Below are 12,720 nucleotides of genomic sequence, written 5' to 3' on the forward strand. Positions count from 1 at the left end.
CACAACGTATCCCACAATGCGGGAAGGATCAATGCGACCACTCACCGGCTTCCGAATCCTCGACCTGACGCGGTTCCTATCGGGCCCCTACTGCACGATGGTTCTCGCCGAGCTGGGCGCGGACGTGATCAAGATCGAACAGCCGGGGTCGGGTGACGACTCGCGGCGGATGGCACCGAAGGTCAACGGCGAGAGCTATCCGTTCGCGATGCCCAACCGCAGCAAGCGTTCGGTTGCCATCGACCTCAAGCACGATCGTGGCCGCGAACTGTTCCTCCAGTTGGCCGCGGGTGCCGACCTGGTGATCGAGAACTTCCGGCCCGGTGTCACCCGACGCCTCGGCATCGACTACGACTCGATGCGCAAGGTGCGCGACGACATCCTGTACTGCTCGATCAGCGGATTCGGCCAGACCGGCCCGTACCGCGACCGCCCCGGGTTCGACATCATGGCGCAGGGCATCGGCGGATTCCTTCGAATGACCGGGCATCCCGACGGCAAACCAACCAAGGTCGGCATCGCCATCAACGACATCGCGGCGGGCGCGACGGCGGTCTACTCCATTCTGGCCGCGGAAATGAACCGGCGGCAGTCGGGCGCAGGCCAGTACATGGACATCTCGCTTGTCGACGCCGGTCTGGCGTGGACGGTGTGGGAATCCGGTGCGTACTTCGGTAACGGCGAGACGCCCGCCCAGACGGGAACCAGGCACCGTCGCTCCGCGCCATACCAGGCCTACCGAACCGCCGACGGCTACGTCACGATCGGCGCCAACACCGACCGTCTGTGGTTGCGGTTGATCAACGACGTTCTCAAGCGGCCGGACTGGGCCGATGATCCCCGGTTCGTCGACCTGCCCGCACGGATGGCGCACCTCGACGACTTGGAACGTGAAATCGAAGCGATCACAACGACATTGCCGACCGATGCGTGGGTCGACCGCCTCGATGTGGCGGGTGTTCCCGGCGGACCGGTGTTGACGTACGAGGAGACGCTGGCCGACCCGCACGTGCAGGAGCGCGGCATGGTCGTCGACATCGAACATCCCATCATCGGACCGATGAAGACCATCGCACCGCCGACGCGTTTCTCCGATCTCGAGTTCAGCGTGCGGTCACCCGCACCGTGGCTCGGCCAGCACACCGCCTCCGTTCTTGCCGAGCTGGGTGTCGAAAGCGACGAACTGGAGCGACTTTTCACCGACGGAACGTTGTATGACGCCCACCCGGAACTGCAGGAAGGACGCACCGCATGAGCGACGGAATTCTCGTCGAGAGCGACGACGCGATCGCCACGGTCGTGCTGAACAAGCCCGACAGCCACAACGCGATCTCGCTCGGCATGTATCGCCGTCTTCCCGAGATCTTCGCTGCGCTGGAAGCCGACTCGGCAGTCAAGGTCGTCGTCGTCAGGGGTGCCGGCACCCGCAGCTTCGCCTCAGGCGCCGACATCAGCGAGTTCGAACAGGTGCGGGGCAACAGCGCGTCGGCCAAGGCCTACAACGAGCACGTCGCCGCCGCGGAGCACGCGATCGAGGGGTTCGCCAAACCCACCATCGCGATGGTGCACGGTTACTGCATCGGCGGCGGCTGCGGCATCGCCCTGGCATGCGACATCCGGTTCGCCGACGAACGGTCCCGGTTCGGCATCACGCCTGCCAAGCTCGGTCTGGTCTACAGCCTCGAGTCGACCAAGCGGCTCGTCGACGTCGTCGGACCCTCGCGCGCCAAGTGGATCCTCTACTCGGGCCAACACGTCTACGCCGAAGACGCGTTGCGGCTCGGGCTCATCGACGAACTCCTGCCCGCCGACGACCTCGAGAAGCACACCTACGAGTTCGCAAAGCTCGTCACGACACGCGCGCAGTTCAGCGTGCGGTCGGCCAAGAGGATCGTCGACCTGGTGCTCGCCGGCCAGACCGACGACGACGAGGTCACCATCGACATCCGCAACTCGTCCTTCGACACCGAGGATTACGCCGAGGGCGTTCGATCCTTCCTGGAGAAGCGCCCGCCGAGGTTCACCTGGTCATGACCACCACCGATTCTGTTCGTTCGACGCCCGGTCCGGTCGAGGCGGCACAGTATGCGGCTGAAGTCGCCGCACCCGAGTTCGGCCGCTACTTCCTCATCCACTTCCTGGGATTGTCGATTGGTTATCACGACGACGATCAATCATGCACGGTGACACTGCCTTTCGCGTCGCACCTCTGCAACGCCGGCGGTGCGATGCACGGCGGTGTGCTGTCGACCGCGCTGGACATCTCGATGGGACATGCGTGCCAGCGGTACCTGTCCGCGGGCTCGACCATCCAGATGGAGATGCGTTTCCTGCGACCCGTCACCACCGATGTGGTCTGCACCGGTCGCATTTTGCGAGGCGGTCGCCGCATCGTCTCGCTCGAGTCGCGAATGGTCGACGAGCAGGGACGGCTCGCGGCAGTGGCTTCCGGCTCGTGGTTTCGACACGACGCAACGACCTAAACCCACCCACTCAACGAGGAGAAACACCATGCGACTGAAAGTCTTGTTGACGACAGTCTTCGCCGTCGTGGCCCTTGTGCTGTCGGCATGTAGCGGCTCCGGCGGAGGTTCCGGCTCCGCGGAGGACTACCCATCCCAAGACCTCGACTGGACGATCGCGTTCGGACCGGGCGGCGGCAACGACATGATGGCCCGCAAGCTCGTCCAGATCATTCAGGACGAGAAACTCTACCCCGCCAACATCTCGGTGAAGAACCGCGAGGGCGGCAGTGGGGCGACCGGCTGGGGCTACCTCATGTCCAAAGCCGGTGACCCTTACAACATTTCGACCACCTCGGGCTCGTTTCTCACCACACCACTTCAATCGGACCCGGGCTGGACGTACAAGGACTTCACCCACGTCGGTCTGATGGCCACCGACGACGCGCTGTTACTCGTCGACGGCAAGAGCAACATCAAAACCTTCGAGGATTGGGTCAGCTTCGCCAAGGGCAAGGGCAAGGTCGTTGTCGGCGGGATCGGCACCGTGAACGTCGACTTCATCCTGCAGTCGCTGATCGCCGAGCACGCCGGCTACGAGATCGAGTACGTGCCCTACAACGAAGAGGGCCAAGTGCAGACCTCGCTGCTGAGCGGCGCGCTCGACGCGATGGTCTCCAATCCCGGATCGATTCTGGGCCAGGTCGAGGCCAAAGAGATGACACCGTTGCTGTTCACCGGCAAGGAGCGCCTCGCAGCGCTGCCCGATATTCCGACGGGCGCCGAGAAGGGAATGGCCGACCTGCCGTCGATGCCGCGCGGCCTGATCTTGCCGCCCGAGGTGCCGGACTATGCGCGCGACTGGTGGATCAAGACCATGCAGCAAGTGGTCAAGTCCGATCAGTGGACGCAGTACCTGGAGCAGAACTACCTGACCAAGGACGAACTGTGGGGCGACGACTTCACCGCCTATCTCGAGAAGACCACGGCCGAGTTCGAGACGACGTTGAAGGAGCAGGGAGCGCTGTGACGGCAACCGCACCCCGCTCCGCCCCCGTGAATGTCTCGGCGACACGGGACAACCACAAGATCGACTGGCCCAAGCTGACGTTCCTGGGTGTGCTGCTCGTCGTCTTCGCCTTCTACACCGAGATGGCGATGGGCATGGAGTGGCGCACCCAGGCGGGCCGGATCGGTCCCGGGTTCTTCCCGCGGATTCTCGGCTTCACCGCCATGGTGGTTACCCTGGTCGCGGGGGTGCGCGAGATCCTCACGCGCCGTGCGGACAAGACCGTCACACAGGCCGAGGCGGCCGACGAGGCCGCCGAGCCTGACCTCGGGCGGCATCCGGTCGCCCTGATCGGGTTCGTCATCGCCGCTGCACTGTTCGTCGGCCTGTTCGGCATCCTCGGCGCCGTCCTCGCCGGCGTCCTGTTCCTGGGTGTGACGCTGTGGTTCCTGGACCCGGAGCACCACATTCGTGCCGTCGTCATCGCCGTCGCAGTACCCGTCCTCTTGTATCTGGCCTTCCAGACCGGCCTGAACGTAGGTCTGCCGCAGGGCATCCTGCCGCTCGGGTGAGGTGAGACATGACTGAATTGATGACCGGAATAGCCACACTGTGGACGGTGCAGAACCTGCTTCTGCTCGTCTTCGGCGTGCTGATCGGGATGATCGTCGGCGTCATTCCCGGCGTCGGACCGTCGGCCGGTCTGGCGATCCTGCTGCCCGTGACCTTCGGACTCGATCCGACGGGTGCGATCGTGATGTTGGCCGCCGTCTACTACGGCGCGATGTACGGCGGCACGATAACATCCGTGCTGATCAACACGCCGGGTGAATCCGCCACAGTAGCAAGCACTTTCGACGGATATCCGTTGGCAAAACAGGGCCGCGCCGGGCCCGCGCTGGTGATGGCGGCTCTGGCGTCGTTCGTCGCGGGCACCATCGGTGCACTGCTCATCACCTTCGCGGCCCCGGCGACCGCCGCGTTCGCCAAGACGTTCGGGCCGCCGGAGTACTTTCTGGTAGTCATCGCCGGCCTGCTCACCGTCATCGTGATCCTTCGCGGCAACAAGCTTCTCGGCGCCTTGTCGGCCCTCATAGGATTCGCCATCGGAACAATCGGCATCGACATCGGCGGCGGTGAGCAGCGATACACCTTCGGCTCGGTCGAATTGATCAACGGCGTCGACTTCATCCCGGTCGCCATCGGACTGTTCGCGGTCGGTGAGGTGCTGCACACACTATGGCGGGGTGGGCATCTCGAGAAGCTCGAATTCTTCGGAGTTTCTGCGCGCAATCGCGCATTCTGGCCCACCCGCAAAGATCTCCGCGAGTCGATCGGGCCGACGCTACGGGGGTCGTTCCTCGGCTTCGGTGTCGGCGTCACCCCCGGTGCAGGGGCCACGGTGGCCTCGCTGATGTCCTACAACGTCGAAAAGTCCGTCTCGCGCACGCCGCAGAAGTTCGGCAAGGGCGCAATGCCCGGCTTGGTGGGTCCCGAAGCGGCCAACAACGCCGCGTCGTCGGGTGCCATGGTCCCCCTGCTCACGCTCGGCATCCCCGGCGGCGGCGCCACCGCCGTGCTGCTCGGTGGATTCCTGATGTGGGGTCTGCAGCCCGGTCCGCTGCTGATGGAGCAGAACCCAGAGTTCGCGTGGGGGTTGATCGCCAGCATGTTCCTCGGCAACGTGATGCTGTTGTTCGTCAACGTGTTCTGCATCCCGGGGTTCGCAAGCATCGCACGAGTGCCGTTCCGGGTTCTCGGTCCGATCATCATCGTGCTGTGTGTGCTGGGTACCTTCGCCGTCAACAAGAGTCTCGTCGACGTCCAGATCATGCTGGCGTGCGGCGTCCTCGGATTCTTCATGCGGCAGTACGGACTTTCCGCCGCGGCACTTGTCATCGCGCTGGTCCTCGGGCCGCTCGCCGAGGAGACGCTGCGGCAGACGATGTTGATCTCAGGTGGCGGTCTGGGTGTCTTCGTCGAACGCGGCACGTCGGTGGGAATCCTGGTCTTCATCGTGTTCCTGCTCACCATCCCGCTGCTCTCCGATCCGGTTCGTCGCGCCGGTCAGCTTGCCCTGCAGAAGGTTTCGTCTCGTCGACGGGCGCAGGCGGCGGCTGCGGCACAGACGGGCGACGACAACGACCGCGAACGCGTCTAGATGAACGTCGGCTCACTGCTGCTCACCGCCGCGGCGGCCCTCCTCGGCGCCGCACTGGCAACGCTCCTGCATCTGCCTGCCGCGCCACTGCTGGGCGCGATGGTGGGTGTAGCGCTGGTGAACATCTTCACCTCGTCGGCATTCGACTTCGGCTCGGCGGGACGGTGGATCGTGTATGCCTGTCTCGGTTGGCTTCTGGGCATCGGCGTGAACACCGACACGCTGGCCCAGCTGAAGGCCGCGGCCGTGCCGATCGTCCTGACCGTGGTGGCGTTTCTGGTCTTCGGACTGGTCGCGGCGTGGCTGCTGTGGAAGTTCACCTCTTTCGACTCGTTGACCGCGTTGTTGGCCACGGCGCCCGGCGGCATCGCCCAGATGGGCGCTTTGTCGGCGGGCGCGGGTGCCAACGTTCCGATTGTGCTGACTGTGCACGTCCTGCGGATCACCTCGGTGATCGTGCTGATGACGGTCGGCCTGAAACTGATGGGAGGACGCGGGTGACCGCACGCCGACCGTTGGCCGACCTCCGTGTGGTTGATCTCAGCCGTGCGCTGGCCGGACCGTACGCCACCATGATGATGGCCGACGCAGGCGCCGACGTCGTGAAGGTCGAACCGCCGGCCGGCGACGACAGCCGCAAGTGGTTGCCGTACGTCGCGCGCAACGGCGCCAGGGAGTCGGCCTATTACATGAGCGCGAACCGCAACAAGCGCTCTGTGGTTCTCGACCTCAAGACCGGTGAGGGTGCCGACCGGCTGCGGTGGCTGGCCACCAGCGCCGACGTCCTGGTCGAGAACTACCGACCGGGGGTCCTCGAGCGCCTCGGGCTGGGACTCGATCAGCTCCGGGAGCTCAATCCGAGGCTGGTCACGTTGTCGATCACCGGGTTCGGCCGCGGCGGCCCCGACGGCAAGCGGCCCGGTTTCGACCAGATCGTGCAGGCGGAGGCGGGGCTGATGACGCTGACCGGCGTGCCGGGCGGTTCACCACAACGAGTGGGCATTCCGATCGCCGACATCCTCGCGGGACTGTTCGGTGCTTTCGGAGTGATGTCCGCACTACGCGCCCGCGAACACACGGGGCGTGGGCAGCACGTCGAAACCTCTTTGCTGGCGGCGGTTGTCGGCGTTCACGTGTTCCACGGCGTCGGCTGGCTCGGCGCAGGCGTCGAACCGGTGCTGACCGGTAACCGGCATCCGTCGATCGCGCCCTACGGGGTGTTCAGCTGCGTGGACGCCGACATCGTCATCGCCGTCGGAAACGAAACGCTGTGGCGCAAGTTCGCGCCGATCGTCGGACTCGATACCGACCGCTCCGACATCGCCACCAACGACGACCGCGTGGCCCGCGCCGACGCGTTGCAGAAGGAGATCGACACGCTGCTTTCCGACCGTCCCGCCGCGGAGGTGCTCGCTGCCCTGGATGATGCAGGTGTGCCCGCAGGAAGAATTCGAACCGTGCCCGAGGTCTATGACTGGCAACAGGTCCGCGAATCAATGGTGTTGACGCTGCCCCACCCCACGTTGGGAGACCTCGACGTTCCGGCCTCCCCCCTGCTGTTCTCCGACGGCGGTGACCCGCGACGCGAAGCGCCCCCGGCATTGGGGGCCGACCAAACCGACGTGTTCGCCGAGTACGCAGGGGGCGGTCGATGAGCGACCGTGTCGCCGTCGTCGGTGGTGGCATCGTCGGCGTCGCCGTGGCCCGCGAGATCCTGCGCCGACGGCCGACGGCCGAGGTGACGCTGTTCGAGAAGGAGGACCGTCTCGCCGCGCACCAGACCGGGCGCAACAGCGGGGTGGTCCACGCCGGGCTCTACTACCAGCCTGGCTCGATCAAAGCCGTGCTGTGCCGCCGCGGTGTCGGCCTACTCGAGCAGTTCTGCTCCGAACGCGGGATCCGCCGGATCGCGTGCGGCAAGGTTCTCGTCGCACTCGACGAGGCCGAACGGGGGCGCCTCGGCGACATCCTCGAGCGGGCGCAGGCAAACGGTGTTCCCGGCGTGCGCATCATCAGCGCCGAGGAACTGCACGAACTGGAACCTCACGTGCGCGGCGTCGCCGCCCTGCACTCGCCGTCCACCTCGATCGTCGACTTCGCCGAGGTCACGCAGGCGCTGGCCGCTGATGCCGCCGCGGCAGGGGCGAAGATCCTGCTCGGTCACGAGGTCGTGGGTATGCGGTCGGTCGGCGCCGAGGTGGTGATCAGCGCACGCACCGGGGGCAGCACCGCCGAGAACCCGTTCGACCACGTCGTCGTCTGCGGCGGATTGCAGAGCGACCGACTCGCCCAGATGGCAGGTGACAAGCCCGACCCGGTGATCATGCCGTTCCGCGGTGAGTACTACGCGCTGAAACCCGAACGGCGGGGCCTGGTCAACGGCCTGGTGTACCCGGTGCCCGACCCGCGCTACCCGTTTCTGGGGGTGCACGTCACGCCCCGGGTCGACGGTGAGGTGCTGATCGGGCCGAACGCCGTGCTGGCGCTGGCTCGCGAGGGCTACACGTGGGGCAAGGTATCGGTGCCCGACCTCGCCGGCGTCGCCCGCACGCCTGCGTTCTGGCGCTTCGCCCGTCAGCACTGGCGCACCGGTGTGCGGGAGATGTACGGATCGCTGAGCAAGCGGCGGTTCGTGGCGGCCGCGCGTGCGTATGTCCCTGAACTGCGCGACGACGACGTGTTGCCCGGCCGCGCGGGTATCCGCGCGCAGGCGATGGACCCCGACGGCGGCCTGGTCGACGACTTCCGGATCAGCTTCCGCGACCGGATCGCCGTGCTGCGCAACGCGCCGTCGCCTGCGGCGACATCGGCGCTCGCGATCGCCGAACACGTCGTCACCACGATCGAGAACCGAGGAAACTGAGTGGAACCATCGCTGTCCGAAGGCCTCTGGGGAGTTCTGGCGACACCGTTCAAAGACGACCTCGGGCTCGACCTGGCCTCGCTGCGCAACGAGGTCGCGACGTTCGGTGACGACGGCTGCGACGGTCTGGTCGCACTGGGCGTGTTCGGCGAGGCGGCCTCGCTTCGGCCCGACGAAGCCGATGCCGTCGCCTACACCGTCGCCACCTCATCCGGCCTGCCGTATGTCCTCGGCCTCTCCGAACGGGAACCGGAGGCGGTCGTCGCGCAGGCGCGGCGCCTGCTCGAGGCCGTGCCCCGTCCGCCCGTCGCGCTGATGGCACAGATCGCCGACAGCGATCCCGCGGTGGCTGCCGCCTCGTTGCGAGCCCTGCACGACGCCACAGGCATCGGCGTACTGGCGCAGGACTATCCCGTCGTCTCCGGTGTCACCGTCACCGACGAACAGGTGGTCGCCATCGTCGCGGCCTGTCCGTTCGTCGTCGGGGTCAAGTCCGAAACCCCGCCCACGTCGGTGGCGATCGCGCACCTTGCGCCTCGACTGGACGTCCCGGTGTTCGGCGGACTCGGGGGTGTCGGATTGCTCGATGAACTGGCCGCCGGATCGGCAGGCGCGATGACGGGGTTCAGCCACCCCGCCGCGCTGGCCGCGGTGCTGCGAGCCCACCGCGAGGGCGGCTTCGACGCGGCCAGAGATGTTTGGGCGCCGTGGCTGCCGTTGGCCAACTTCGAAGGGCAGCTGAAGGTCGGCCTCGCCATCCGCAAAGAAGTGCTGAGACGGCGCGGTGTGATCGCCTGTGGGCGCGTGCGTCCGCCGGCGAGGCCGCTGCCGGGCTCACTGGTGCCGCTGCTGGACAAGCACCTCGCCGCCCTGCCCGCCGATGTCTGCCGCTGAAGAGTAGGAGTCACAATGGATCTCGGGATCTCTGGACGTACGGCTCTGGTGCTGGGCGCGAGCGGTGGGCTCGGCAGCGCCATCGCGGTGCGGCTCGCCGAGGAGGGCGTCAACGTCGCCGTCGCCGGGCGCTCCACCGACAAGTTGGCCACCACGGCCTCGACCGCCCAGGCCGCCGGCGCCAAGACGCTGCCGCTGGCATGGGACCTGGTCGAGCTCGAACGAATCGATTCGGCTGTGGCCGAAGTGGAGCGCGCGCTGGGGCCGGTCGACATCCTGGTCAACAACACCGGCGGCCCGCCTCCCACTTCTGCGGCGGGTCAAGATGTTTCGATCTGGCGCACCAGCTTCGAGCAGATGATCCTGTCGGTGATCGCGCTGACCGACCGTGTCCTGCCGGGCATGCGCGAGCGCGGCTGGGGTCGCATCCTGACCTCCACGTCGTCGGGTGCGCTGTCGCCCATCTCGAATCTCGGACTGTCGAACACACTGCGGGCCAGCTTGCATGCATGGTCGAAGACCGTCGCCGATGAAGTCGGCGGTGACGGTGTGACGTCGAACATCATCGTTCCCGGCCGAATCGAGACCGACCGGACCCGATTCCTCGACGAGAAGAAGGCGAGCCGCGAAGGCCGGTCCCGCGACGAGGTGATGCGTGACAGCGCGGCCACGATGGCGCTTCGGCGCTACGGCCGCCCCGAGGAATACGCCGACGTCGCCGCGTTCCTGTGTAGCGAAAGAGCCTCGTATATCACCGGTTCGGTGATTCGCGTCGACGGCGGGCTGATCCGCAGCGTCGTGTGAGCCGACCTCAACCAACCAAGGAGTCCGATGCGTATCCGAACTGTCCAGTCAGCCGATGAGCAGGTCGCCTGCGTCGCACTGGCCGACGGCCGGCTCGCGCGCATCGACCGAGTGCTGACCCACGGTCCGTCAGATCTGTTGTCGCTGCTGGCCAGTGAGCGCCTTGGCGAACTCGCCACGGCCATCGCGGTCGGCGTCCGCGACGAGGACTGCGTCAACGCCGACGCGCCGGTGAGCGTGCCGTGGACCAGGCCGAGGAAAATTCTCGGGATCGGGCTCAATTACGGCGCCCACGCCGGAGACCTCGGCGAGCAGGCGCCCCGCAGCTCGCCTGCGTCGTTCCTCAAGGGCGATCACACCATTGTCGGACCTGGGCAACCGATCATCGTGCCGCCCGGAATCGGCAAGGTGACCTCCGAAGCCGAGCTGGGCCTGGTCATCGGGCGTACGTGCTATCAGGTCGACGTCGACGAAGCGATGTCGTACGTGGCCGGTGTGGTGCCGGTACTCGACCAGACCGCCGAGGCGGTGCTGCTGGAGAACCCCCGCTACCTGACGCGGGTGAAGAACTATCCGACGTTCTTCGCGTTCGGCCCGGACCTCATCACGCTCGACGAGGCGCTCGCGCACGGTCCACTGGAAGACCTACGCGTCGCGACCGTGCACAACGACGTCGTGCATCGCGAGGACACCGTGTCGGGCATGACGTTCTCCCCCGCCGAATTGCTCAGCTTCCACAGTCAGGTGATGCCGTTCTATCCCGGCGACATCTTGTCCACGGGAACCCCGGGCGCGGTGGGCATTTCGTCCGGTGACGTCGTGCGCTGTGAACTCGGCGACGAGCTCGCGTCGCTGACCAACCCTGTGCAGTAGTTCTCCCTACGCTGTCGCTGGCGCCCCGTCACGCTGGTTTGACCGCCCGGAAGAACGTGACCCTGCCGATGAGTCGCAGGCGGTGCGTCGCCACCGGCGTGCAGTCGAAGCCGGCGCTGTTGAGTCGCCGCGGGATCGCGTCGCCGAGGTTGCCCTGGGCATGTGGACCATGCATCATGCGGCGCGCCAGCAGGCCGTCGTCGGCGCTCATGTCGCCGCCGATGTCGACCAGGTGCAGTTCCCCACCGGGCCGAAGCACGCGGAAGATCTCCTGCGCTGCTTCGGCTTTCACGTCCTCATCGAGGTGATGCCACATCATCGACGACAGAACGCGGTCGAACTGCCCGTCGCGGTACGGCAGCTTCTGAATGTAGCCGCGGTCGAACTTGATCCCGAGGTTGCGCGCCTTGCGCTGCGCTCGGGCCAGTGCACGCGGGTCAGGATCGCTGCCGACGGCGTCGATGCCGGGACGGGTGCGCTTGGCGCGCGAGATGACGCTTCCCGTGCCGCAACCCACTTCGAGTACCGACATGCCGTCGGCAAGGCGCGCCTGCTCGATCAGGGTGGCGTACCCCTTGGTCATCCCCAGTGCGCGGGTCAACAGGTCGTACCCGGGCAGCAACAGGTCGTGGCCGGCGGCGGGTAGGTAGTCGTGTCTATTGCGTAGAGTTCCGGTTACGGAACGTGGATGATGTTCGGTCATACATTCATGGTGAACCCGCTATTGACAACGGTGTTGAGTGATAGTGGGCTGAACTTGGACTATCTTTGGCGATCGTGAACGTGCCGTCGCGGTTGATCCGTCACCGCGGCGGCGTACCGACGTACGGATACCGGTCCGACCCGCAGACCCCGCCCGTCTCGCTGGTGCGCGCCGGTCACGACACGATCGACGTCGGTCGCCACATCCACGACTTCCCCGTGCTGTGGTACGACGGTGCGGCGGGAGTGGTCTACGTCGTAGCTGCGGGAGAAGTGGTCGACCCGGCCGAGGTGAGCCGATCCGACGAGGGTGTCGGCGTGTTCTTCGATCCCGCGGCACTGGGCGCGGACGCCGAGACGGGTTGGCCGGCCTGGCGGGCGCATCCGCTGCTGTTCCCGTTTCTCCACGGCGAGGTCGGCGGCCTACTCAAACTGACCTTGCCGTCGGCCCGCCGCCCCGCGTGGAACGCGGCGATCAGGGCGATCGAGACAGAACTCAACGTGCGGACGGAGGGTTACCGACAGGCCGCGCTCGCGCATCTCACGCTGTTGCTGATCGACCTCGCCCGAATGGCGGGCGACGTCGTCGGCGACCTGCGCCACAGCGGTGAGCCGATGCTCGCCGAGGTGTTCGCGGTGATCGACCGACGGCACACCGAGCCACTGTCGCTTCGTGATGTCGCGAACGAAGTCGGCATGACGCCGGGCCACCTGACCACAGTCGTGCGCCGACGCACAGGGCGGACGGTGCAGGAGTGGATCATCGAGCGCCGGATGGCGGAGAGCCGCCGTCTGCTCGCCGGCACCGACCTGCCGGTCCAAGAGGTGGCCCGACGAGTCGGGATCGCCGACCCGGGGTACTTCAGCAGGCTGTTCCGACGGGTGCACGGCACGTCTCCTCGCGCCTGGCGCGAGCGGCCCTGCTGAATACGCCTTTGTGCATGAACGGCGC

The 12,720-nt window shown here is 66.5% G+C and carries 14 protein-coding genes; 13 read left to right on the forward strand and 1 reads right to left on the reverse strand.

Features of this window, described 5'->3' with window-relative positions; all coding sequences use genetic code 11:
* The first annotated feature begins 31 nt into the window (after positions 1–31).
* Genes N4S67_RS25660 through N4S67_RS25715 form a run of 12 tightly spaced genes read left to right on the forward strand, consistent with a single transcriptional unit; the run spans position 32 to position 11,066 of the window.
* Entirely contained in the window at positions 32–1,255 is a 1,224-nt protein-coding gene (locus N4S67_RS25660) for a CaiB/BaiF CoA transferase family protein (protein WP_260995869.1), read from the forward strand.
* Positions 1,252–2,034, forward strand: coding sequence for an enoyl-CoA hydratase-related protein (locus N4S67_RS25665; protein ID WP_260995870.1), 783 nt, complete (start codon positions 1,252–1,254; stop codon positions 2,032–2,034). The genes N4S67_RS25660 and N4S67_RS25665 overlap by 4 nt, the downstream gene beginning before the upstream one ends.
* Positions 2,031–2,483, forward strand: coding sequence for a PaaI family thioesterase (locus N4S67_RS25670; RefSeq protein WP_260995871.1), 453 nt, complete (start codon positions 2,031–2,033; stop codon positions 2,481–2,483). Before N4S67_RS25665 ends, N4S67_RS25670 begins: the two co-directional genes overlap by 4 nt.
* 28 nt (positions 2,484–2,511) lie before the next feature.
* Positions 2,512–3,492 carry a Bug family tripartite tricarboxylate transporter substrate binding protein gene (locus tag N4S67_RS25675; RefSeq protein WP_260995872.1) on the forward strand — a complete coding sequence of 327 codons (981 nt, stop codon included), beginning with the start codon at positions 2,512–2,514 and terminating at the stop codon, positions 3,490–3,492.
* Positions 3,489–4,043: a tripartite tricarboxylate transporter TctB family protein gene (locus N4S67_RS25680; protein ID WP_260995873.1), complete on the forward strand. Its 555-nt coding sequence runs from the start codon at positions 3,489–3,491 to the stop codon at positions 4,041–4,043. The genes N4S67_RS25675 and N4S67_RS25680 overlap by 4 nt, the downstream gene beginning before the upstream one ends.
* Before the next feature lie 8 nt (positions 4,044–4,051).
* On the forward strand, positions 4,052–5,632 hold the full coding sequence (locus tag N4S67_RS25685) for a tripartite tricarboxylate transporter permease (RefSeq protein ID WP_260995874.1): 1,581 nt from the start codon (positions 4,052–4,054) through the stop codon (positions 5,630–5,632).
* The gene (locus tag N4S67_RS25690; RefSeq protein ID WP_260995875.1) at positions 5,633–6,133 is read left to right on the forward strand and encodes an AbrB family transcriptional regulator; all 501 of its coding nucleotides are present in this window, start codon (positions 5,633–5,635) and stop codon (positions 6,131–6,133) included.
* Complete coding sequence (locus N4S67_RS25695; protein WP_260995876.1) at positions 6,130–7,287, forward strand: CaiB/BaiF CoA transferase family protein; 1,158 nt, start codon at positions 6,130–6,132, stop codon at positions 7,285–7,287. Before N4S67_RS25690 ends, N4S67_RS25695 begins: the two co-directional genes overlap by 4 nt.
* Positions 7,284–8,495 (forward strand): L-2-hydroxyglutarate oxidase, encoded by a 1,212-nt coding sequence (lhgO, locus tag N4S67_RS25700; protein ID WP_260995877.1) that lies wholly within the window; start codon positions 7,284–7,286, stop codon positions 8,493–8,495. The genes N4S67_RS25695 and lhgO overlap by 4 nt, the downstream gene beginning before the upstream one ends.
* Positions 8,496–9,389 (forward strand): dihydrodipicolinate synthase family protein, encoded by an 894-nt coding sequence (locus N4S67_RS25705; protein ID WP_260995878.1) that lies wholly within the window; start codon positions 8,496–8,498, stop codon positions 9,387–9,389.
* Positions 9,390–9,404: 15 nt separating this feature from the next.
* On the forward strand, positions 9,405–10,193 hold the full coding sequence (locus N4S67_RS25710) for an SDR family oxidoreductase (RefSeq protein ID WP_260995879.1): 789 nt from the start codon (positions 9,405–9,407) through the stop codon (positions 10,191–10,193).
* A 27-nt stretch (positions 10,194–10,220) separates the two neighbouring features.
* Positions 10,221–11,066 (forward strand): fumarylacetoacetate hydrolase family protein, encoded by an 846-nt coding sequence (locus N4S67_RS25715; protein ID WP_260995880.1) that lies wholly within the window; start codon positions 10,221–10,223, stop codon positions 11,064–11,066.
* A gap of 28 nt (positions 11,067–11,094) precedes the next feature.
* On the opposite strand, the gene N4S67_RS25720 is transcribed toward N4S67_RS25715, so the two are convergent.
* Positions 11,095–11,769, reverse strand: a complete 675-nt coding sequence (locus N4S67_RS25720; RefSeq protein WP_260995881.1) for a class I SAM-dependent methyltransferase — start codon at positions 11,767–11,769, stop codon at positions 11,095–11,097.
* A 74-nt stretch (positions 11,770–11,843) separates the two neighbouring features.
* Between N4S67_RS25720 and N4S67_RS25725 the strand changes: the two genes are divergently transcribed.
* On the forward strand, positions 11,844–12,695 hold the full coding sequence (locus N4S67_RS25725) for a helix-turn-helix transcriptional regulator (protein ID WP_260995882.1): 852 nt from the start codon (positions 11,844–11,846) through the stop codon (positions 12,693–12,695).
* The last annotated feature ends 25 nt before the right edge of the window (positions 12,696–12,720 follow it).

Origin of the sequence: Mycobacterium deserti (assembly GCF_025345615.1) — a bacterium.
In the GTDB taxonomy this organism is placed as follows: domain Bacteria; phylum Actinomycetota; class Actinomycetes; order Mycobacteriales; family Mycobacteriaceae; genus Mycobacterium; species Mycobacterium deserti.